The following is a 21,221-nucleotide window of genomic DNA, read 5'->3' as shown; positions in this document are numbered from 1 at the left end:
GATTCGTGCTCCTCCTTGCGCAGGCCGCAAATCCTTTCTATATCCGGCAAGAATTGCCTCCGACGGCCGATCCCGCCGCAGGCCCTGAACATGTCGCCCTCCTATCATGGACCGGCGCTTGAGAGACCGAGAGAGTTACTCGTGAATACGCTGGATTTTGACAAGAGGCCGGAAGACACACGTGTTGTCGTTGCCATGTCGGGGGGAGTGGATTCCTCCGTCGTCGCAGGTCTGCTCAAACGCCAGGGTTACGACGTGCTCGGCATCACGCTGCAGCTCTATGATCATGGCGCGGCCGTGCACCGCGCCGGCTCGTGCTGCGCCGGCCAGGACATCGACGATGCGCGGCGTGTTTCTGAAACGCTCGGCATTCCCCATTACGTGCTCGACTACGAAAAGCGGTTCCGCGAAACGGTGATCAACCCTTTCGCGGAAGCCTATGCGATGGGCGAAACGCCGATCCCTTGCGTTGCCTGCAACCAGACGGTCAAGTTCGCCGATCTGCTGGCGACCGCCAAGGAGCTCGGTGCCGATGCGCTGGCGACCGGCCACTATATCCGCTCCTCCGCCAACCCGTCGCCGGGCAACCCGAACCGCCGCGCGCTGTTTCGCCCGATCGACAGCGATCGCGACCAGAGCTGGTTCCTGTTTGCAACGACCCAGGAGCAGATCGACTATCTGCGCTTCCCGCTCGGCGGCATGTCGAAGGCGCAGGTGCGCGAGCTGGCGCAAGAGATGGGCCTCGTGGTCGCCAAGAAGGCCGACAGCCAGGACATCTGTTTCGTGCCGCAGGGCAAATACGCCGACATCATCAACAAGGTGAAGCCGAACGCGGCACTTGCCGGCGATATCGTGCATATGGACGGGCGCGTGCTCGGCCGCCACGAGGGCATCGTGCATTATACGATCGGTCAGCGCCGCGGTATCGGCATCGCTACCGGCGAGCCGCTCTACGTCGTTTATCTCGATGCCCGCTCGCGCCGGGTGATCGTCGGGCCGAAGGAAGCGCTCGATACCCACCGCGTCTACCTGCGCGACGTCAACTGGATCGGCGACGGGGCGCTAGGCGAGGACACGAAGGGCGGGTTCGCCTGTTTCGCCAAGGTGCGCTCGACACGCCCGCCGACGCCGGCGGTCCTCCATTTCGACGAGCACGGCGTCTATGTGGATCTGGCGATCGGCGAGGCCGGTGTCGCGCCAGGCCAGGCGTGTGTGCTCTATTCGGCCGAAGGTGCGGATGCGCGCGTCTATGGCGGCGGTTTCATCGAGCGTTCGGAACGCGCAGCCGAGGCCGAAATCGCTCTGAAGGCCCTGCTTTCGACGCCGGTCGCGGCCTGAAGCCGGCACTTGCCGGGGCTGACGAAATTGCCGCCGGTTTTTGCCCAAACCCTGCTTGACACTTTGGTGACGGGGGACTTATAAGCCGCACGACCAAAGCGGAACCGGCCACGCCGGAACTTCCGCAGTCCCTGTGGCGGGGTAGCTCAGTTGGTGAGAGCGCAGGATTCATAACCCTGAGGTCGGCAGTTCAATTCTGCCTCCCGCTACCATTCAATCTCATGGCGATAACCTGAAACGGTCTCTAAAGGCTGGCAGAAGCTCGAGCCTTGACGTGTTCAAGTGCCGGTTCGGCCGAACTGTGGGACAATGCCCAGTTTCAACAGAGCCATGAACAAACGGATGCCGCTCTCAAACTCCGGCCCGGCGCCATGCGTGTGCTTGATCCCATCCATCGCCGCTACGACCAGTGCGGCCAGCTCCGTGGGTTGAGTTTGCAGCGTGGTGAGGTCGATCTCCCTGTTTCTCTCGGCTTCGCTCAGCGCCTTGGTCAGCAGGTCCAGCAGCCTTGCCCGCGCCTCCAGCGCGATGTCGGGCGCCAGTTCGGCGCTGGCGGCAAAAAGCTCCTCGGCACTATGACTGCCCCCGAATGGCGCGATCAGCCCTTCCTGAAAGGCGCGTATGGCGGCCGTCAGGCGGTCGAAGATGCTGCCGGGGCGGTCGAGTGCCGCTTTGACGTCGTCCATCGTCCTGGAATGCGCGCGCTTCGAGCCGGCCCGAAACAGTTCTTCCTTGCTGTTGAAGCAGAGATAGAGCGAGGCCCGCGATATCTTCGCGGCACGGGCAATATCGGCCATGGTCGTCTTTCGAAATCCGAAACGGACGAAGACGGGCAGGGCGGCGTCGAGAATCAGGTCTGTCTTGGAAGCGGTTTCGTTCATCTGGACATATTGACACTCGGCGTCTTATTGGTCAAAAGACGATTAGACATTTTTGATCCATATGTCTATTTGAGGTGGCGCCCGATTGATCGGGGGTCTATCTGCCGCAGGTTTGGCTGGAACGCCCTCGGCCGCCGCCGAACCCTGCTTGTCCTGAAAAACTGGAGACGCCCGTGACCCGCGACATTGCTACCGAAGAAGACCGAATCCGCCAGACCGAACGGGCAAGGCTAAGCGCCCTGGTCAGTGGCGACGTGGCAGCGGCGGAAGCCTATCACGCGGCGGATTTCCAGCTGATCACGCCGATCGGCGCCGTCCTGTCCCGGGACCAATATCTCGGTGCGATCGCGTCCGGACACCTTAAATATCTCACCTGGGAACCGGAGGAAATCGCTGTTCGCCTTTACGGCCCTGCGGCCGTCATCCGCTACCGAGCCCGGCTGGCCGTCGTTTTCGGCGGGCATCATGTGCCCCTCAGCGGCTATTGGCATACCGACAGCTACGAATATCGCGACGATCGCTGGGTTGCCGTATGGTCGCAGGCGACTGCCGTTAGTCACGGCAGCCCCGAATAGCTCGCACAGTCAACGGCAAAGAAGTTCACGGGTGACGCGCGGCTCCGTCTCATTGTCAGTTGAGTGGAGCAATGGTTGTCTCCTGGACGCCATATCCGGATCCTTCGAGCAGCATCCGCTTTCGCCATGCATTGGGAGCAATTCCGTAAAGGCGACGGAAGCTGTTGGTAAGGTGCGCCTGGTCGGTCATCCCGCATTCCAGGGCGATCCGGCAGAGAGGTTCATCCGTGCCGGTCATCATCCGGCAGGCCATTTCCATGCGCCTGCGGGTGACGTATTTGTGCGGCGTCTCGCCAAGGCTTGCCTTGAAGGCCCGCTGGAAATGGCCGCTGCTCAGGTTGCAGAGACCGGCCAGGGCCTCGACGCGGATTGTCGAGCGGAGATACAGGTCGACATAGGCCTGCACATTGCGCATTTGCCACGGGGCCAAGCCGCCGACGGCGATTTGACGGAGGCTGGGCTCCGTTCCGGACTGGTCGGGATCTTGCTGAAGCTGTCTTGCGACAAGTCCTTCGAGGTCGATCTCCGACGCCCGATATCTTGAAACGTCAGTGCGCTTTGCCGAAGGGTCGGCAGGCGGTGTCTGCGCGGACTGTGGGATCTGCATCCTAAGTCTCCTTCATCTCAGTGTGCTTCGTCGATGATCGGAGTCTAACGCCGAGGCAGGCGGTGAGACTATTGGACAAGGGGACTTGTCCCCCTATCCAAAGGTATGATCGAGACCCACTGAAATTGTCTGGCCACCTTCGGAAGCCTGCGTTTCCGTCCCGCAGCCACATCAAAAAGTTCCGGAACGATGGTTCCGGAGCTGTTGCTTTTTCCTTGGGCAACGGGAAGCCGCGGACGGCAGGGCGGCCTCAGTCGAAGAATGCCCGGTCGTCTTCGGTGAGATAACGCCTGGCCTTTTCGGGTACGAGATCGACGCCCATGCCAGGCCGGTCGATGACGTCGATGAAGCCGTCCCTGACGATCGTTTCCGGCAGGCCTTCGACGATGTCGTACCACCAGGCGGGATCGCCGGTCGTATATTCAAAGGCGATGAAGTTGTTGGGAAGGGTGGCCGAGACCTGGATGAGGGCGGCGAGCCCGAGCAGCCCGTTGGCCGTGCCATGCGGCGCCATCAGGATCGAATGCAGGTCGGCATATTCGGCGATCCATTTCAACTCGGCGATGCCGCCGACATCGGCAGGGTCCGGGCCGACGACATGGACGGCCTGGCCTTCGATGAGTTCCTTGAAGTTTTGCCGGAGATAGATCTGTTCGCCGGTGTGGATAGGCGTCGTGCTCGTGCGGGTCAGTTCGCGATAGACGCCGGCATTGACCCAGGGTGTATAGTCGCCTGAGAGCAGGTCCTCGACCCAGAGAAGGTTGTAGGGTTCCAGCATGCGCACGAGGCGGATTGCATCCGGCAGCATCCAGCCGGGGCCGCAGTCGAGCGCCAGGCCTATACTGTCGCCGGCGACTTCCTTCATCGCGGCGACGCAATCGACGAAATGCCGCAAGCCCTTTTCGGTGATCGGGCCGCGGTCGAGCGCGCCATGGAAGGGGCTCGGGTTGGGCTCGTGGTAGTAAAAATTCTCGACCGCCCGCTTCATCGGGGAATGGAAGCCGATCGGCTGCTTGATGATGGTGAAGCCTTCCGGCAGCGCCATCATCTTCTTGAGATCGTCGGCGAGGTCCTCCGGCCGGTGGTCGGTCATCGGGAAGCGGATCGAGCCGTTGTAGACGCGCACGCGGTCGCGCACCTTGCCGCCGAGAAGCTTGTAGACGGGCACGTTGGCGGCCTTGCCGGCAATGTCCCACAGCGCCATCTCGATGACGCTGACGGCGGAGCCCCAGGGCTTGAAGCCGCCGCGCTGGCGGATCTTCAGCATGACGCGCTCGACATTGGTCGGGTCCTCGCCGATCAATGCTTCTCGGAAGGCGAGGATATGGGTCTTCAGGTAGGGTTTCCAGGTCTCGGCCTGCCCGTAGCCCGAGATGCCTTCATCGGTGACGATCCGCACGATCGGGCTTTTGCCGATGACCGCGCATTTGAGATCGACGATCTTCATCTTTCCTCCCAACCGACATTCCAGCCCTGATCAGGCCGGCATCGCTTCGCTTATCGCCCGCGCGGCATCGATGGCGGCAAGCCGGATCTCCTCCATGCGGCTCGCCTCCGCCCCGGCGAGATAGGGAATGCTGAGCGCCGCGACCACCCGTCCGGTCCTGTCCCGCACCGGCGCGGCAAAGGCCTGGATGCTCGGAGCGTTTTCGCCCCTGTCCTGCGCCCAGCCCAACCGCTTGATGCGGGTCAGTTCCGTCATCAGCCGCTTCGGATCGGTCAACGATTTGGGCGTATAGGCAATCAGCGGCTTTGCGAGCCAGGCAGCCATCTCCTCGGGCGGCAGATGCGCCAGCAGCAGCTTGCTGGCGGCGCCGGCGTGGATGGGCATGCGCTGGCCGGGCGCTACCGTCAAAGCATATTGCCGGCGGCCCTGCGCCGCTGCCAGAACGAGAATGCCGTCCTGGTCGATGACCGACAATTTGCTGCCTTCGCCGATTTCCGCCGACAGCTTGTCGAGGAAAGGTTGTGCCAGTGCCGCGAGGTCGACCTCGCTGACGCCGGCGACCACATGCGAGGCAAGCGACAGCAGGCGCCGCCCCAGATGATAGGCGCCGGTATCGTCCCGCCGAACCATGTCGTGGCCCTGCAACGTGTTGACGATGCGGTAGATGGTGGTGCGGGGCAGCGACAGGAGGGCCGTCAGTTCGCGGATCGTGGCGCCGTTCGGCCGTCGCTCCAGCTGCTCGAGGACATCCATCATCCGGTCGATGACCGGGATCGTGTACTTCGATGCGCCGGCGTCACTGATTTGATCCATGGAATAGGTTCGCCGTTGACAATCGGTTCGGCATCTTCCTATCATGCATTATTGAACTTCGGAAGTTCAAATATGAATTTGTCCGCATTATTTTTCCGAGCGACGGGCAGGTTCGCATCAGGTTTCTGCTGGAGGAGGCGGGCCATATGGAGAGAGATTCCGCAGCGATCGCGGCGAAAGCCGCGCGCTTCAACAAGCTGTACACCGCCGCCGTCTACGACATTCTCGACGAGATGGGGCTTCCGCATCAATGCATGGATCTCGATATCCGGGCGCTGGACCGCGGCATGCGGATCGCCGGGCCGGCCTTCACCGTCGCTTGTGCCGCGGACATGCGCACGGATGACGAATACGACAATGAGGAGGTGAAGACCTTCACCTTCTTCCGGCGGATGTATTCCGGCTGCGTCGTGCTGGTTTCGGCGGCGGGGGAGCGCAAGGCCGGCCACTGGGGCGAGTTGATGAGCACCGGCGCGAAGAGCAAGGGTGCGGTCGGCGTCGTCGTCGATGGCGGCATCCGCGACGGCAACATCCTGATGGGCATGGAAAACTGGCCGGTCTTCACACGTTATCTTTCGCCGATCGAATCCCGCCAGCGGACCCGGATCAGCGGCATCGAGGTGCCGATCGCGGTCACCGGAACCTTGACCACGCAGATCAGGGTCGATCCGGGCGACTGGATCTTCGGAGACATGGATGGCGTGATCGTCATCCCCGTCGACAAGGTGGATGCGGTGCTGGATCGTGCCGAAGAGATCATGGGCATCGAGAACCGCTCGCGCAACGAAATCCGCGCAGGTGCCGACGTCGCCGACGTCTACGCCAAATACGGCCGCCTCTAACCGGAGAAACTCCCATGCTGACCGTTTCGTCGATCGCCCATGTGGCCATTCGCGTCAAGGATATCGATCGTACCCTCGACTTCTACGTCAACAAGCTCGGCTTTTCGGAAATGATGCGCCTCGACCGCGAAGGCCGGCTCTGGCTGGTCTATCTGCGCATTACCGACGACCAGTATCTCGAAATCTTCCCGGAAGGCGAGGGCGACAAGGCGGCCGAACGCGAGGCGGTCGGCTACAATCATGTTTGCCTCGCCGTGCCGGATATCCAGAAAACCGTGGCTGAACTTGACGCGCTCGGCATCGAACGCATCCGCCCGACAATCAAGGCCGCCGACAACAACTGGCAGACCTGGATCGAGGATCCGGACGGGCATCGCATCGAGCTGATGCAGATGGCCGACGACAGCCTGCAGTTCGAAGCGATCAAGCGGCTGAAGGCGCAGGCCAAATAGTCACACGGTGGCAATAACGAGGGGCGGGCGACAACCCGCCGGGAGGAACCTGATGAGGATCGTGCAGCAGAAGATCTTTGTTGCGAATGTGTCCCGTACCAACTTCGTCTTCGTCAAACTCTATACCGATGAAGGCTACGAGGGCGTCGGCGAGGCGACGCTGGAGTGGAAAACGAAGACCATCGTCTCTGCGCTCGAGGAATTGGAGCGCGTGCTGATCGGCCGCAATCCGTTCGAGGTCGATGCGATCATCGAGCAGTTGCACCGGGATTCCTATTGGCGGACGGGTGCCGTGTTCCGTACGGCACTCGGCGCCATCGAGGCCGCACTTCTCGACATCAAGGGCAAAGCGCTCGGCGTGCCCGTCTTCGAACTGCTCGGCGGCAAATACCGGGATCGCGTCGAATGCTACGCCAACCATTGGTTCTTCGGCGCGGTGACGCCGGACCAATATGCCGAGAATGCGCGCAAGGCCGTCGCCATGGGTTATCGCGCCCTCAAATGGGACCCGTTCGACGTCGCCGACCTGGAGATGAGCCGCAAGCAGCGCCGCCAGACGATCGATATCGTCGCCGCCGTGCGAGACGCGGTTGGTCCGGACGTCGACCTGATGCTCGACGTTCACGGCCGGCTCAACGTGCCGACGGCGATCGCCATGTGCCGGGAACTGGCGCCTTATAACCTGCGATGGATCGAGGAGCCGACTCCGCCCGAGAGCATCGATGCCCTGGTGGACGTGCGGGAGAAAAGCCCGGTGCCGATCGCGGCCGGCGAGCGCTGGTACGAGCCCGGCAAGTTCCTTGAGGCGCTCAGCAAGAAGGCAGTCGATATCCTGCAGCCGGACGTCTCGCATGCCGGCGGGCTCGGCGAGACGAAGCGCATTTCGCACATGGCGCATCACCACCTGATCCCGGTCGCGCCGCACAATCCGGTCGGCCCGGTGATGAACGCGATGACGCTGCATATGTCGGTCGCCATTCCGAATTTCTCGATCTTCGAGACGGTTTCGGTGGATGTGCCGTGGCGCAAGGAGCTGGTGCGCGAAACGCTGCAGTTCGAGGACGGGGCGATCCTGGCGCCGACCGCGCCGGGACTCGGGGTGGAACTCGTCGAGGAAGCCTGCAGCCGCTACCCCTATGCGCCCTATAACGTGCCTTTGTTCGACGGCAGCATGAACACCAGCGGCGTTGCCACCGGCGCAGCCACGTTGGAGGACGGCAGGCGCTCATGACGACGGAACAATTGACAATCGGGCCTTCTGGGCGCAAGTTATATTGCGAATTGATGACATTCAAATATGAACTAGCCGGCGGCAAAGCCGGGCGTCAATCGGGGAGGGTAACGTGCGGGTAGGTCTGACCCTGTTCGGCGATCATCTGTCGGAGGATGGCGCGCGTTATGCGAGCCAGCTCGGCGTCGGCGATGTCGTCGTTCACCTGACCCAATATGCCCGCAACGCCGATAACAGCGCCTATCGCAACGGCGGTGTCGGCCCCATCAACGGCGAATGCATCGACATGCCGCTATGGACCTACGAGCATATGGCCGACACGGTCGCGATGCTCGCAAGGCACGGGCTCAAGGTCGCGGCGATGGAGAACCTGTCGCCGAATTTCTGGTCGGACATCCTGCTGGATGGGCCGAAGAAACACGAACAGATGGATGGGCTTAAGCAGCTCGTCCGCGACGCCGGACGCGCAGGCATCCCGGTGATCGGCTACAATTTTTCGATCGCCGGTGTCTGGGGCTGGCAGCGCAAGCGCGTCGCACGCGGCGGGGCGATGACAGCGGTGTTCTTCGGCGACGAATTCGATACCGGCGACCCGATCCCGGACGGAATGCTCTGGAACATGCGATACCGCCATCCTGTCGCCGGGGCTGCGCCGATCAGCGTCAGCGAGCGGGATCTTTGGTCGCGTCTCGAATGGTTCCTCAAGGAACTTGTGCCGGTGGCGGAAAAGGCGAATGTCCGGCTGGCGGCCCATCCCGACGATCCGCCGGTGGAGCGCCTGCGCGGCAATGCTCGTCTCGTCAACGCGCACGCAAAATATCAGCGGCTGCTGGATATCGCACCCAGTCCGGCCAATGCCCTGGAATTCTGCATAGGTTCGCTGCAGGAAATGGTCGATGGCGACGTCTACGAAACGACCCGCCATTTCGCGCGGCTGGGCGCGATTGCCTACGTTCATTTCCGCAACGTCCGCGGCAAGGTCCCCCATTATGTCGAGACCTTCGTCGACGATGGCGATGTCGAGATGGCGGAAATCGTTCGCGTCCTGCGGGACGAGGGCTTCGATGGGGTGATGGTTCCCGATCATGTGCCGGATCTCGATTGCCCGGCCCCGTGGCACGCCGGCAATGCCTATACGATCGGCTTCATGAAGGCTCTGACGATGAATGCCGATGCGCTGGGACCGGCGCGTTCGCAGAATGTCGCGGATTTCGGAAGAGGAAGGCAGGCCGCAGCATCGCGGTGAACCAATCCGGTGGAGGCCGGTAGGGAAAAAGGGCGGCATGGAGCCGCGCGGAGGAGGAGATGATGATGAAACTCAAGAAGCTGGCCGTGATGGCCACGGCAATGACGATGCTGACGAGCGGCGCGGCGCTGGCCGGCGAGGTCGTCTGGTGGACGCCCAATTTCAACGAGGCGCGTGCCCGCGAACTCGCCACCAAATTCGAGCAGGCCAACCAGGGCATCAAGATCAAGCTCGAGATTACCACCACCGACGGCCTGCCGCAGCGCGTGCTGACCGCCCTGCAGTCCGGTGCCGCACCGGACATCATCGATGTTCAGCACGCCTGGGTGAACGGTTACGCCCAGAACGGCCTTGTCGTTGCGGTGGATGATGTGTTGAAGGACCGCGAGGACTATATTCCCGCCTCGCTCGACTATTGCACCTGGAACGGCAAGCTCTGGGCCATCCCGTACCGCATCGAGACCCATGCGGTCATCTACAACAAGGGAGCGTTCAAGGATGCCGGCCTCGATCCGGCCAAGCCGCCGCAGACCTGGGACGAACTGGTCGCTGCAGCAAAGACGCTGTCGAAAGGCAAGCTCTCCGGTTTCGCCATCACCGGCGGCGGTGAGGTCGGCAACACGATCTTCCGGTCGCTTCCCTTCATCTGGATGAACGGCGGTGACATCATCTCGGCGGACGCCAAGAAGGCGGTCGTCAACCAGCCGGCGGCCGTGGCGGCGGTCAAGTTCTATACGGATTTCTACAAGAACAAGCAGTCGCCGGCCTCGACGCTCGAAAACGACGGCACCGCAAACCGGCGGCTGTTCATTGCCGAGACGGTCGCGGCCTATCAGTCCGGCCAGTTCGACGTCGCTTCGATCAAGAAGGAAAACCCGAAGATCGATATCGGCGTGATGCCGATCCCGCATCCGGCCGGCAAGCCGACCGCGGCACTTCTCGGCGGCTGGAGTTTCGTCATCCCGTCCTCGGCCAAGAACCCGACCGAAGCCAAGAAGTTCGTCGCCTTCCTTGCGGAAGCGCCGAACCAGGGCGCGCTGACGGATACGTTCCCGGCCCGCAAATCGGCCATGTCGCTGCCGCGCTTCAGCGATCCGATCCTGACGGTGTTCAAGGAAATGCTGCCCTATGGCCGGGCCGTGCCCAACAACAAGAACTGGGTGCAGATCACCCAGGCCTATTTCGAAGGCATCCAGCGCATCCTTCTCGGTGACGAAGACGTGCAGACGGCGATGGACGGCGCGGCCAAGGACATCCAGGCCCTGCTCGATCAATAGTTCCGGATAAGCCGATCGCTCCGGGGGAACACGCGTTTCCCTGGAGCACGTATTCCACCCGATGTCGTCAAGGGAACCTGCAGATGGACCGCAATTCGACGGGCCTCGTTTTCGTATTGCCGGCGCTGATCGTGCTGGCGATGCTGATCGCCTATCCCGTTGCCTATACCGGGCTGCTCAGCGTGACCGACAGGCAGGGCGCGTTCGTCGGCCTCACCAATTTCAAGGCCGTGCTTTCGGCCCGCGCGACACCGCAGGCATTCTGGAACACCATCTGGTTCGTCGGCGGCTCGATCGTCTTTCAGGTCATCCTCGGAACCGCGACCGCCATCCTGCTCAACCAGAGCTTTTTCGGGCGCGGCATCGTGCGCTCGATCACGCTCATTCCCTGGGTCGTGCCGGGCATCGTCGCCGCCACCACCTGGGCGTGGATGTTCCATACGGAATTCGGCATCATCAACTACATGATGACCGGTTCCGGCATCATTCCGGAGCCGATCGGCTGGCTGACCAACGGCAATACGGTGATGCCGGTGCTGATCGCCATCAATGTCTGGAAACTGTTCCCCTTCGTGGCGATCATGGTGCTTGCGGGGCTGCAGTCGATCCCCAACGACCTCTATGAAGCGGCGCGCGTCGACGGCGCCAATTTCTGGCAGGAGGTCCGCTTCATCATGATCCCGCAGGTGCGGTCGGTCATCGTCGCCGTCACTCTCCTGCTGGTGATCTGGGGCCTCAACTCGATCACCATCATCTATGCGATCACCCGCGGCGGCCCGGCCAACCGGACGCTGATCACGCCGATCCAGATTTTCCGCCTGGCGTTCGAAAGCACGCAGTTCAACCAGGCGGCCGCACTTTCGGTGATCTTCTTCGCCGTCGCGCTGGTCATAGTCATCATCTACATCAGGGCGCTCGCCTCGGCGCCGGGAGAGGCCAAATGAGCGATCCCAGCACCCTCAAGAGAACCGGCCTGCCGCTGCCGATCACCATTGTCGGCGCCGCGCTGGTCGTCCTGATCTGCCTCTTCCCGTTCATGTGGATGGCCGTCTCGTCGATCAAGACGCTGCCGGAGCTTTACACCGTCCCGCCGATCTGGTGGCCGGAGACGCCAACCCTCGGCAACTATTACAAGGTTCTCTTCGAGAGCAATATTCCGCGCTATTTCCTCAACAGCGTCATCATTTCCGTCGGCTCGACGTTCCTGGCACTGACCCTGGCGATCTTTGCGTCCTATGGCTTTGCGCGTTTCGACTTCCGCGGAAAACCGCTGCTGCAGAGCTTCGTGTTGATCGGCCAGCTGCTGCCGACGGCGGCGATCATCGTGCCGCTGTTCATCACTCTGCGGGTGCTCGGCCTCGTCAACACCTATTGGGGCCTGATCCTCGTCTACATGATCATCACCCTGCCGCTCTCCGTCTGGATGCTCACTTCCTATTTCAAGGCGATCCCGGTGGAGCTCGAAGAGGCGGCGATCATCGACGGGTCGTCGCGGCTCGGCATCCTCTTCCGCATCACGCTGCCGCTGTCGACACCCGGCATCGTCGCGGTCGTCGTCTATGCCTTCGTCACCACCTGGAACGAATTCGTCTTCGCATTGTGCTTTGCGACCGACTCCTCGGTGAAGACCCTGCCGATCGGCCTTGCGGAGTTCTCCACCGAGTTCAACACCGACTGGGGCGCGGTCATGGCCGCCTCGGTCGTCATGACGCTGCCGATCGCGCTTCTGTTCTTCTCGATGCAGCGCCTGTTCGTCGGTGGCCTCACCGCCGGCGCCACGAAAGGATAATCATGAGCGACAAGACCATACCCAGATTGGGCCTCGGCACCTATGGCAGAACCGGAAGCGAGGGTGTCGCAGCCCTGAGGAAGGCTATCGAAATCGGCTACCGCCATCTCGATACCGCGCAGAGCTACGATACCGAGCAGCCGGTCGGCGAGGCGGTGCGCCGCTCCGGCGTGCCGCGCGGCGATTTCTTCATCACCACCAAGGTGGCCGATACCCATCTCGACAAGGCGCAGTTCATGCCGTCGGTCCGCCGGAGCCTCGATACGATCGGCGTCGATCAGGTCGACCTGCTGCTGATCCACTGGCCTTCGCACAGGGACGCCGTGCCGTTCGAGGACTACATGACGGCGCTCGTCGAGGCGCAGCGACAAGGTTATGCGCGCCTGATCGGTGTTTCCAACTACCCGATCGCGCTTCTCGAAAAGGCCCGCGCGCTGATCGGCAAGGACGCGCTCGCCACCAATCAGGTCGAGATCCATCCGTATCTGCAGTCACCGAAGCTCGTTGCCCATGCGCGCAAGATTGGCCTGTGGCTGACGGCCTATCAGCCGCTCGCCAAGGGCAAGATCGCTGGCGATCCGGTTCTCGGGCGGATCGCCGAAAAATATGGGACAACGGTTGCGGCCGTGGCACTCGCCTTCCTGATCGGCGAGGGGCATATCGTCATTCCGGCCTCCGGCAGCGAGGCCAATCTTCGCGCCAATTTCGCCGCCCTCGACGTCTCACTGGGTGAGGCTGACATGGCGGAGATCCGCAGGCTCGATCGCGGCTATCGCCGCATCAATCCCGAAAAATCGCCCGGCTGGGATGATTGACATCATGAATGGAGTTGACCCTTGGGTTCGGTGACCATCAGACAGGTGCGCAAGAGCTATGGCGCGCTCGAAGTCCTGCACGGCGTTTCGGTCGATATCGCCAATGGCGAGTTCGTGGTGCTGGTCGGACCATCCGGCTGCGGCAAGTCCACCCTGCTGCGAATGATCGCAGGGCTGGAAGCCATCAGCGGCGGCGAGATCGCCATCGACGGCAAGGTGGTGAATTCGCTCGCTCCGAAAGAGCGCGACATCGCCATGGTGTTCCAGTCCTATGCGCTTTATCCGCACATGACCGTTGAAGCCAATATGGGGTTTTCGCTGCGGCTTGCCGGGGCGCCGAAGCAGGAGATTTCGGCGCGCGTTGCGGAGGCCGCGCGGATATTGGGGCTTGAACCCTATCTGAAACGCTATCCGCGCCACCTCTCGGGCGGCCAGCGCCAGCGCGTCGCCATGGGGCGGGCGATGGTGCGCAAGCCGAAGGTATTCCTGTTCGACGAGCCGCTTTCCAACCTCGATGCCAAGCTGCGCGTGCAGATGCGCTCCGAGATCAAGCAGAACCATCATCGCCTGAAGACAACGACGGTCTATGTCACCCACGACCAGATCGAGGCGATGACCATGGCCGATCGCATCGTCGTCATGAACGGCGGCGTCATCGAGCAGGTCGGCTCGCCGCTCGCTCTCTATGACCGTCCCGCCAACCTCTTCGTTGCCGGCTTCATCGGGTCGCCGAGCATGAACATCCTCTCTGGCAGGCTCGAAAACGGAAGTTTCGTCCTGGCTGACGGGACGGCCATTCCCGTTGCCAACCTCTCGTCATTCGGCAACCGGTCTATTCAGCTGGGTGTTCGTCCAGAACATCTCCGTCTCGATCCGAACGGATTGAACGCCGAGATCGTCACTGTCGAGCCGACCGGCTCCGAAACCCAGGTGGTGATGCGGCTCGGTGGCCATGAGGTAATTGGCGTTTGTCGCGAGCGCATCATGAAAATGCCCGGCGAGGCGCTGTCGATCGGGATCGACATCGGGCATGTCCATATCTTCGATCCAGAGACGGGCAAGCGCCTGGAGGCCTGAGAAGAGGCCGGCTGCTTTTCGCGGTCGACCGCGGTTCCGCCTCAACCGCGCAAAAGCGGAAGCAGCTGGTCGCCCTGCCGCTTGATCTCCTGGAGATAAGGCGTGTCGGAGAGCACGAAATGGGTGATGCCGAGATCCTCGTATTTGCGCAGCGAACGGGCGACGTCTTCCGCTGAGCCGACGAGCCAGGTGGTGCCGGCACCGCCGCCGCCGAATTTTCCAGGCGCCGTGTAAAGGTTGTCGTCGAGGACGTCGCCGCGCTCGTGCAGTTCGAGCAGTCGGCGCTGGCCGACGGCGACCGGCTTTCCGTGGTCGTTCCAGTTGCCGGCCTTGCCCTTGGCCATTTCGGCGACCTTCGCCTCGGCATCAGCCCAGGCCTGTTCGGTCGTGTCGCGGACGAGGGTGGTGATCCGCAGCCCGAATTGAAGCGGAGGAAGGTCGCGGTCGAGCTGCCTGCTCAGCGCCTTTAGCCGTTCGATCCTTTCCCGCACGCCGTCGAGCGGTTCGCCCCAAAAAAGCTGGATATCGGCTTCCGTCGCGGCCACCCGCTCGGCGGCTTCCGAAGCGCCGCCGAAATAGAGTTTCGGGTGCTTGCGGTCACCGCGGGGTTGGAGGCGAGGCTCGATCGTGGAGCCGGTGACCTGGAAATGCTCGCCCTTGAACGTGACGTTCTCCTCGGTCCACAGCCGGCGGACCAGCCGCATGAATTCCCTGGTACGGGCATAACGATGCGCCTGATCGCCCTCGCTGTCGCCATAGGCGGGGAGATTGTCCTGGCCCGAGACGATGTTGACCCGCACCCGGCCGCCGCTCAGGTGATCGAGGGTCGCCGCGGCCGAGGCGAAGTTCGCCGGCCGCCAATAACCCGGGCGGATGGCGATCAGCGGCTCGAAGGTGGTGGTGCAGGCGGCAAGGGCGGTTGCGATGGTGAACGTATCCGGCCGGCCCCAGCCGGTGCCGACGAGCGCGCCCTTCCAGCCGTGCGCCTCCAGCGCCTTGGCATGGCTGGTCAGCGTCTCCAGGCTGTTGTGGTTCTCGGCGGAGGAATCGCCGCGATGGCCGGCTTTGACATCGTTCGGGATATACCAGAGGAACTCGGAATTGCTGCTCATGTTATCGACCTGCATCTCTGATGGCTGAAATAGGGAAATGAGTGGAAGGCAGCGTGGCGCACGCCGGCCGGGGTCCGAGAGGTTCCGTCAGACGACGATCGGGTTGAGGGCACCGTCCATGCCGATCACGACACCGGTGACGTAGCTCGCCTTCGAAGAGCTCAGGAAGGTGACGACGTTGGCGATCTCCTCGGGCGTCGCCATGCGGCCGAGGGGGATGCGCTGGACCATCTTTTCAAGCGCCGCCTGTTCGCTGATGCCGTGGAGAGCCGCCTCTGCCCGAAGGCCCTCGGTTACCCGCTCCGTTTCGGTATTGCCGGGATTGATGCCGACGATGCGCAACCCGCTGGCGGCGTAGGCGTTTGCAAGGCCGACGGTCGCCAGCATCAGCGCCGCGTTGGCGGCCCCGCCCGGGAGGTGGATCGGCGATGCGACCTTGCCGCCGCCGCCGATGACATTGACGATCACACCCGTCCGCCGGGCCGCCATCCGTTTGACCACCGGATCGATGACATTGATGTAGGAGAAATATTTGGCGTCCATCGCGGCACGCCAGTGGGCCGGGCTGAGGTCCTGGGGCGGCGTGCGTCTTGCTGCTCCCGCGCAATTGACGAGAATATCCAGCGCTCCCACGTCGGCTTCGATCTTGTCGATGAGCGTCAGCGCCTCGTTTTCCGATATCAGATCGGCCACAAAGCCGATCGCCCCGGGCAGTTTTGCCAGAGCCGCGTCGATATTCGCCTGAGAACGCGAACAGATGACGACGTGCGCGCCTTCGGACAGGAGAGACTGGGCGCAGGCGAGGCCGATGCCCTTGGAGCCGCCCGTGATCAATGCCGTCTTGCCGTTCAAATCGAGTTGCATGGTGCGCCGCTTTCCTCAAAATCCAGGGGAGAGGCTAGGCTCTCGAGGATATTGGAACAAGCAAAAGGCAACTGCCACGATCCCGGTTACGGGGAAACGGTTCCTTAGTTAGCTGCGCAGGGAGGCAACTCTTCCATGCGGCGCGCCTGGGCGCAATTTGCGGGGGCGCTGATGTCTGCTGGAGCCGATCCGGGCTCCGCCATTCCTATCCTCTGATGATTTCCTCATAAGCCATGGCGGCCTGGAGCAGTGTTTCGTCGCAATTGGCATTGGCCGACAGGAGGAAGCCGACCGGCATATCGGCATCGCCGGTGCCACAGGGGATGGAGACGCCGCACCAGTCGAGGAAGTTGCCGAAGCCGGTATTGCGCAGCGTCTTGCCGTTGGTGGCAAAGAACAGCTCGTCGTCCTTTTCGAGCGGTGCGATCGGCGGCGCCACATGGGCGACCGAAGGCATGGCGACGAAGCGGTCGCCGATCAGTGCCTCGGTTTCGGCGATCATCCGGGCGCGGTTTTCAACGATGGCAATATAGTCGGACAGGCTGGTCTTTTCGCCGAGGCGGGTGCGGGCGACGACACGGTGGTCCATCTCCGCGGCATCCGGCCCCGACAGCTTTTCCCGATGCAGGGCGAAGGCTTCGGCGGTCACCATCGGACCGTATTTCACCATCAGCTTCGGAAGTTCGTCGAAGGTCGGGAAGGCGAGGCGGGTGATCCTGGCTCCGGCCTTTGCCAGCCGCTCGATCGTCGCTTCGAAGGCGGTCACCACGCCCGGCTCGGCGCCATCAAAGATGATATTGGTGGGGATGACGATATCGAGGGGGCGGGCAGGTTGGCGGGCCGTCTGCGGTACTGCAAGCCCGCGCATGGCGGCATCGATCCAGACCGCATCCTGCACCGTGCGGCAGAGCGGGCCGAGCGAATCGAGGCTGGTTGCCAGCGGATAGACGCCGTTCATCGCATAACGGCCGCGGGTCGCCTTGTAACCGACGATGCCGTTGAAGCCAGCCGGGATGCGGATCGAGCCGCCGGTATCGGTGCCCATTGCGACGGGCACGAGGCCGGCCGCGACCGCGACGCCGGAACCGGAGGAGGAGCCACCGGGAATGCGCGGCGCGTCCTTGCCATGCGGGTTCTGCGGCGTGCCGTAATGCGGATTGATGCCGATGCCGGAGAAGGCGAATTCGCTCATGTTGGTGCGGCCGACCGCGACCATGCCGGCCTGTTTCAGCAGGTCGACGATCGCTGCGTCCTTCGCGGCGGGATTCGCTTTCTTCAGGACTTTCGAGCCGGCGGTGGTCGGAAGTCCCTCGATGTCGAAGAGGTCCTTCCAGGCGATCGGGATGCCGTCGAGCAGGCCGAACGAGCGGCCCTCCTTCATGCGCTTCGAGGAGCTTTGCGCTTCCGCCATGGCGCGCTCCTCGAGAAGCGAGATGAACACGGCCTTGTCGGGGTAGGCCTTGAGACCTGAGAGGACCGATTCCGTGACTTCGACGGGGTCGACCTTGCCCATCTGGATGAGCGCGGAAAGCTCGGCGATCGACATCGCTCCAAAGGATTTCGTCACGGCAGTCATTCTCCTCATTCCGTTACTGGCGGGCGACAGATGTATCGGATATTTTGGCAATGGGTAGAGGATTTATCGGCTTGGCTCATGGCATGGAACTTCCCGCATATCCGCGAAGTTCAGTGAGTCCACCGCGTCAGCGGGACATCGGGAAGGATCAGCCCATGAGAAACATCATCGCCACCGCCGGTCTTGTGATCGCGCTTGCCGGCTGCAGCACGGACGGCGGCGGAACCACCGGAGCAATCGACATCGGTCCGGGCATCCGGCCGATCCCCGGCAGCATCACCTATGGCGGCCAGCCGCGCACCAAGCTCACCAAGGCGCCGATCGGCAGCGTCGTGCCGCACGAGTTCCGCAACGAACTCGGCCAGCGGGTCGAGGAAAATTACATCATCCAGCCGGACCGCAGTCTCAAGCTGGTCAACCGGCGGGTGTTTCGCGATCCGTTCGGGCTGGACGATTGATGAATCTCAAGCGGATATGGCCGCCCAGGCACGTTCGGTAGCCACCGGTTCGTCGGTGGTGATCTGATCCGGCTTCAGCGCCATCAGGGCGGAGAAGCTGCGGGCTTCGGTCTCGTCGAAACCGGCGTCCGGGTTCTTGAGGTTGAAGGTCCAGGCATCGACGAGCGTGCCGGCATCGTGGCAGAGGCCGATCAGGTCGAGCCCATCCTTGGCGGCCTGCAGCACCAGCTGCCAGGCGAGATAGATGGTGTCCGGCTCGGTCGGGCCGGCGATATCGGCGCGAAGATCCGCCTCGATGGCCTTGAGGCCCTGGTGGCGATAGATCTCCATAAGCTTGCCGGTCGGGTCGATGCCGCGCTTGAGGCCGGGCAGTCTCTTTTTCACGGCGACGACGAGATCGAGATCGGCGCCGCTGACAATGATCGAGGAGCCGGCATTACCGAAATGATCGGCGAGATGATCCATACCGCGTCGGCCGATCGCCTCAAACCCGTCCTTCATGTCGAACTGCAGCAGGGCGTCCGGATGCGCCGTTTGAAGCTTCGTCGCGAGATCCTCGCTGAGGATCGGCGGATGGCCGCCCTGCAGAAGCGTCAGGCCGCGGATGGTTTCGGGCAAAGCCTCACGGATGAGGCCGTGGCCGGTGGTTTCACCTTCGAGTTCCTCGTCGTGCAGCACGACAAAACCGCCATCGGCGCGGACGCGCAGATCGAGTTCGCTCGATGCCCCCAGGCGAAAACCCTCTGCCATGACGCCGGCGGAAAACAGCGGGTCCTTGAAGCTGCGGCGCAGGCGATGCCACTTCAGCCGGGTGAAACGACCCTGATGGGCGATGCCGAGGCCTGAAAATTCTGAAGCCATGAAATACCGTCTAAGGTGAAGGGCAGCGATTCGATCGACGCCAGACTATTGTTTTGAAGCTGCCTGCCATAGATCGATGACAGAAGTTTCGTGCCGAACCTCAAAAGCCGAGATTGCGCCCGGCAGGGAACGGCTTGTTATAGAGGTCTGCCGGATAAATATCCGGAAAACACATTTTGTCTCCTGTCACGAAAGGCAGATTTCCATGTCCCATGACGCGAATTGGGCGCCGCTTCCTCCCTATAGCACCGGCCCGCGCGGCCGTTGCCCGCGTTGCGGCCAGGGACATCTGTTCAACGGGTTCCTGTCGATGCGGCCGGCCTGCGAGGTCTGCGGCCTCGATTATTCCTTCGCCGATCCCGGAGACGGTCCCGCCTTTTTTGTTATGTGCTTCGGCTGCATTCCGAGCATCGCGCTTGCGGTCTGGATCGAGACCAGTTTCCAGCCGCCGTTCTGGGTGCATCTGCTGATCTCGCTGCCTTTCCTGCTCCTCACCTGCCTTGCGCCGATGCGGCCGTTGAAGGGCTGGCTGGTCGCGAGCCAGTATTTTTACAAGGCAGGCCCCGGCAAGGTCGACAAAAGCCCGTCACCGCCAAATGACTCACAGAACGGCGGCTGACTTGGCGATAGGATAAGACCGGGCAGGATGATGAGGAACAATCTTCTCCCCAAACCATTCGGCAGGTGACAGTTCAAGGAGCCTGCAATGTCCGATGCCGATGAAATCGAAATGGAAACGCGCCGACGATCGCTCGCGGTCGAGGGGGCGATGCTCATGCTGATCGACGGTCTGGCCGCCCGGGGCACCATCTCTGCGGACGAGGCGGAGGACATGTTGCGGATACTGTCGAAGAGCTCGGATTCCTCTGCGGCACGGGCCGCAAGCTCGCTCCGGATCGTCAATCAGCTGAAGCGCCTGCGGCGCGGCGACGGAGCAATCACCCCGGGGGCGTGACCGGAAAGCGTGTTGCGTCGCGATTTCTTCTTTTTCTGATTGTGCATTTTGATTGGGAACATCTCCAGACGAGGCCAGTTGGGGCGATCAGTTCGCGACCTCGACAACAAGGAAGATTTTGATGGCCCAGTATCCCACTCCGCCGTTTCCCGAACAGCAGCAGCCGATGCCGGGCTTTACCGGGCGCATGGATCCGGTGCCCGATCACGGCGAGCTTTCCTACCGCGGTTCCGGCCGGCTGGCCGGCAAGAAGGCGGTGATCACAGGCGGCGACAGCGGCATCGGCCGGGCGGTGGCGATCGCCTATGCGCGCGAGGGCGCCGATCTGTTGATTTCCTATCTGGATGAAGACGAGGATGCCGAGGATACCAAACGCCTGGTAGAGGAGGCCGGCCGCAAGGCGGTGCTGGTGCCGGGCGACATCAAGACCGCGGCGCATTGCCGGGCAATCATCGACAAGGCGGTCCAGGAGTTCGGCGGGATCGATATCCTCGTCAACAACGCCGCTCATCAGGCGACGTTTTCCGACATCGGCGACATCAGCGACGAAGAATGGGAACTGACCTTCCAGGTCAACATCCATGCGATGTTCTATCTCACCAAGGCGGCAGTTCCCCACATGAAGCCGGGTAGCGCCATCATCAACACGGCGTCGATCAATTCCGACAGTCCGAGCCCGACGCTGCTTGCCTATGCGACCACCAAGGGCGCGATCCAGAATTTCACGGCAGGTCTCGCACAGCTGCTGGCCGAAAAGGGCATACGCGCCAATGCGGTCGCACCCGGGCCGATCTGGACGCCGCTCATCCCCTCCACCATGCCGGAAGACCGGGTGAAGGAATTCGGCAAGCAGGTGCCGATGAAACGTCCCGGCCAGCCGGCCGAGCTGGCGACGGCCTATGTGATGCTCGCCGATCCGCTCTCCAGCTACGTTTCCGGCACGACGATCGCCGTCACCGGCGGCAAGCCCATCCTGTAGTTAAGCTCTCCTCCCACGAAAACAGC

Annotated in this window: 23 protein-coding genes and 1 tRNA gene; 16 read left to right on the top strand and 8 right to left on the bottom strand. The window is 62.5% G+C overall.

Features of this window, described 5'->3' with window-relative positions; all coding sequences use genetic code 11:
* Positions 1 to 141 precede the first annotated feature (141 nt).
* Positions 142 to 1,338, top strand: coding sequence for a tRNA 2-thiouridine(34) synthase MnmA (mnmA, locus tag ACSQ3G_RS13910; RefSeq protein WP_436110450.1), 1,197 nt, complete (start codon positions 142 to 144; stop codon positions 1,336 to 1,338).
* A 135-nt stretch (positions 1,339 to 1,473) separates the two neighbouring features.
* Positions 1,474 to 1,550: transfer RNA gene (locus tag ACSQ3G_RS13905), tRNA-Met, on the top strand.
* A 66-nt stretch (positions 1,551 to 1,616) separates the two neighbouring features.
* Here ACSQ3G_RS13905 and ACSQ3G_RS13900 read toward each other — a convergent pair.
* Positions 1,617 to 2,219 (bottom strand): TetR/AcrR family transcriptional regulator, encoded by a 603-nt coding sequence (locus ACSQ3G_RS13900; RefSeq protein WP_436110449.1) that lies wholly within the window; start codon positions 2,217 to 2,219, stop codon positions 1,617 to 1,619.
* A 173-nt stretch (positions 2,220 to 2,392) separates the two neighbouring features.
* Between ACSQ3G_RS13900 and ACSQ3G_RS13895 the strand changes: the two genes are divergently transcribed.
* Positions 2,393 to 2,794, top strand: a complete 402-nt coding sequence (locus ACSQ3G_RS13895; RefSeq protein WP_436110448.1) for a nuclear transport factor 2 family protein — start codon at positions 2,393 to 2,395, stop codon at positions 2,792 to 2,794.
* 55 nt (positions 2,795 to 2,849) lie between these two features.
* Here the strand turns inward: ACSQ3G_RS13895 and ACSQ3G_RS13890 are convergent, their stop codons facing one another.
* The 3 genes from ACSQ3G_RS13890 to ACSQ3G_RS13880 all read right to left on the bottom strand — a co-directional run bounded on the left by ACSQ3G_RS13890 (position 2,850) and on the right by ACSQ3G_RS13880 (position 5,661).
* A complete protein-coding gene (locus tag ACSQ3G_RS13890) occupies positions 2,850 to 3,401 on the bottom strand; it encodes a helix-turn-helix domain-containing protein (protein WP_436110447.1) in 552 nt (183 codons plus the stop codon).
* A gap of 250 nt (positions 3,402 to 3,651) precedes the next feature.
* Complete coding sequence (locus ACSQ3G_RS13885) at positions 3,652 to 4,848, bottom strand: mandelate racemase/muconate lactonizing enzyme family protein (RefSeq protein ID WP_436110446.1); 1,197 nt, start codon at positions 4,846 to 4,848, stop codon at positions 3,652 to 3,654.
* A 30-nt stretch (positions 4,849 to 4,878) separates the two neighbouring features.
* On the bottom strand, positions 4,879 to 5,661 hold the full coding sequence (locus tag ACSQ3G_RS13880; protein ID WP_436110445.1) for an IclR family transcriptional regulator: 783 nt from the start codon (positions 5,659 to 5,661) through the stop codon (positions 4,879 to 4,881).
* 146 nt (positions 5,662 to 5,807) lie between these two features.
* On the opposite strand from ACSQ3G_RS13880, the gene ACSQ3G_RS13875 reads away from it, so the two are divergent.
* The 9 genes from ACSQ3G_RS13875 to ACSQ3G_RS13835 all read left to right on the top strand — a co-directional run bounded on the left by ACSQ3G_RS13875 (position 5,808) and on the right by ACSQ3G_RS13835 (position 14,390).
* Positions 5,808 to 6,503, top strand: a complete 696-nt coding sequence (locus ACSQ3G_RS13875; protein WP_436110444.1) for an RraA family protein — start codon at positions 5,808 to 5,810, stop codon at positions 6,501 to 6,503.
* A 14-nt stretch (positions 6,504 to 6,517) separates the two neighbouring features.
* The gene (locus ACSQ3G_RS13870; RefSeq protein WP_436110443.1) at positions 6,518 to 6,955 is read left to right on the top strand and encodes a VOC family protein; all 438 of its coding nucleotides are present in this window, start codon (positions 6,518 to 6,520) and stop codon (positions 6,953 to 6,955) included.
* A 52-nt stretch (positions 6,956 to 7,007) separates the two neighbouring features.
* Entirely contained in the window at positions 7,008 to 8,186 is a 1,179-nt protein-coding gene (locus ACSQ3G_RS13865) for a mandelate racemase/muconate lactonizing enzyme family protein (protein WP_436110442.1), read from the top strand.
* 112 nt (positions 8,187 to 8,298) lie between these two features.
* Positions 8,299 to 9,432 (top strand): mannonate dehydratase, encoded by a 1,134-nt coding sequence (locus ACSQ3G_RS13860; RefSeq protein ID WP_436110441.1) that lies wholly within the window; start codon positions 8,299 to 8,301, stop codon positions 9,430 to 9,432.
* Between the two features lie 59 nt (positions 9,433 to 9,491).
* Positions 9,492 to 10,709 (top strand): ABC transporter substrate-binding protein, encoded by a 1,218-nt coding sequence (locus tag ACSQ3G_RS13855; protein ID WP_436110440.1) that lies wholly within the window; start codon positions 9,492 to 9,494, stop codon positions 10,707 to 10,709.
* Between the two features lie 83 nt (positions 10,710 to 10,792).
* Positions 10,793 to 11,653, top strand: coding sequence for a carbohydrate ABC transporter permease (locus ACSQ3G_RS13850; RefSeq protein WP_105400272.1), 861 nt, complete (start codon positions 10,793 to 10,795; stop codon positions 11,651 to 11,653).
* Positions 11,650 to 12,498: a carbohydrate ABC transporter permease gene (locus ACSQ3G_RS13845; protein WP_436110439.1), complete on the top strand. Its 849-nt coding sequence runs from the start codon at positions 11,650 to 11,652 to the stop codon at positions 12,496 to 12,498. The genes ACSQ3G_RS13850 and ACSQ3G_RS13845 overlap by 4 nt, the downstream gene beginning before the upstream one ends.
* A 2-nt stretch (positions 12,499 to 12,500) precedes the next feature.
* Entirely contained in the window at positions 12,501 to 13,313 is an 813-nt protein-coding gene (locus tag ACSQ3G_RS13840; protein WP_436110438.1) for an aldo/keto reductase, read from the top strand.
* Between the two features lie 21 nt (positions 13,314 to 13,334).
* A complete protein-coding gene (locus ACSQ3G_RS13835; RefSeq protein WP_436110437.1) occupies positions 13,335 to 14,390 on the top strand; it encodes an ABC transporter ATP-binding protein in 1,056 nt (351 codons plus the stop codon).
* Between the two features lie 41 nt (positions 14,391 to 14,431).
* Here ACSQ3G_RS13835 and ACSQ3G_RS13830 read toward each other — a convergent pair whose 3' ends face one another.
* From ACSQ3G_RS13830 to ACSQ3G_RS13820, 3 genes are all read right to left on the bottom strand, one after another.
* Entirely contained in the window at positions 14,432 to 15,502 is a 1,071-nt protein-coding gene (locus ACSQ3G_RS13830) for an LLM class flavin-dependent oxidoreductase (RefSeq protein WP_436110436.1), read from the bottom strand.
* An 87-nt stretch (positions 15,503 to 15,589) separates the two neighbouring features.
* Positions 15,590 to 16,366 carry an SDR family NAD(P)-dependent oxidoreductase gene (locus ACSQ3G_RS13825; RefSeq protein WP_436110435.1) on the bottom strand — a complete coding sequence of 259 codons (777 nt, stop codon included), beginning with the start codon at positions 16,364 to 16,366 and terminating at the stop codon, positions 15,590 to 15,592.
* A 205-nt stretch (positions 16,367 to 16,571) separates the two neighbouring features.
* The gene (locus tag ACSQ3G_RS13820) at positions 16,572 to 17,933 is read right to left on the bottom strand and encodes an amidase (protein WP_436110434.1); all 1,362 of its coding nucleotides are present in this window, start codon (positions 17,931 to 17,933) and stop codon (positions 16,572 to 16,574) included.
* Between the two features lie 164 nt (positions 17,934 to 18,097).
* Between ACSQ3G_RS13820 and ACSQ3G_RS13815 the strand changes: the two genes are divergently transcribed.
* Entirely contained in the window at positions 18,098 to 18,400 is a 303-nt protein-coding gene (locus ACSQ3G_RS13815; RefSeq protein ID WP_436110433.1) for a hypothetical protein, read from the top strand.
* A 6-nt stretch (positions 18,401 to 18,406) separates the two neighbouring features.
* Here the strand turns inward: ACSQ3G_RS13815 and ACSQ3G_RS13810 are convergent, their stop codons facing one another.
* On the bottom strand, positions 18,407 to 19,261 hold the full coding sequence (locus ACSQ3G_RS13810) for a glycerophosphodiester phosphodiesterase (RefSeq protein WP_436110432.1): 855 nt from the start codon (positions 19,259 to 19,261) through the stop codon (positions 18,407 to 18,409).
* A 205-nt stretch (positions 19,262 to 19,466) separates the two neighbouring features.
* Between ACSQ3G_RS13810 and ACSQ3G_RS13805 the strand changes: the two genes are divergently transcribed.
* From ACSQ3G_RS13805 to ACSQ3G_RS13795, 3 genes are all read left to right on the top strand, one after another.
* Positions 19,467 to 19,880, top strand: a complete 414-nt coding sequence (locus tag ACSQ3G_RS13805; RefSeq protein ID WP_105427168.1) for a DUF983 domain-containing protein — start codon at positions 19,467 to 19,469, stop codon at positions 19,878 to 19,880.
* Positions 19,881 to 19,967: 87 nt separating this feature from the next.
* Complete coding sequence (locus ACSQ3G_RS13800) at positions 19,968 to 20,216, top strand: hypothetical protein (protein ID WP_038589101.1); 249 nt, start codon at positions 19,968 to 19,970, stop codon at positions 20,214 to 20,216.
* 121 nt (positions 20,217 to 20,337) lie between these two features.
* Positions 20,338 to 21,195, top strand: a complete 858-nt coding sequence (locus ACSQ3G_RS13795; protein WP_105414688.1) for an SDR family oxidoreductase — start codon at positions 20,338 to 20,340, stop codon at positions 21,193 to 21,195.
* Positions 21,196 to 21,221: the final 26 nt, after the last annotated feature.

Origin of the sequence: Neorhizobium tomejilense, from assembly GCF_964254135.1 — a bacterium.
Lineage (GTDB): Bacteria > Pseudomonadota > Alphaproteobacteria > Rhizobiales > Rhizobiaceae > Neorhizobium > Neorhizobium tomejilense.
This window is presented reverse-complemented; position numbering and strand designations above follow the sequence as displayed.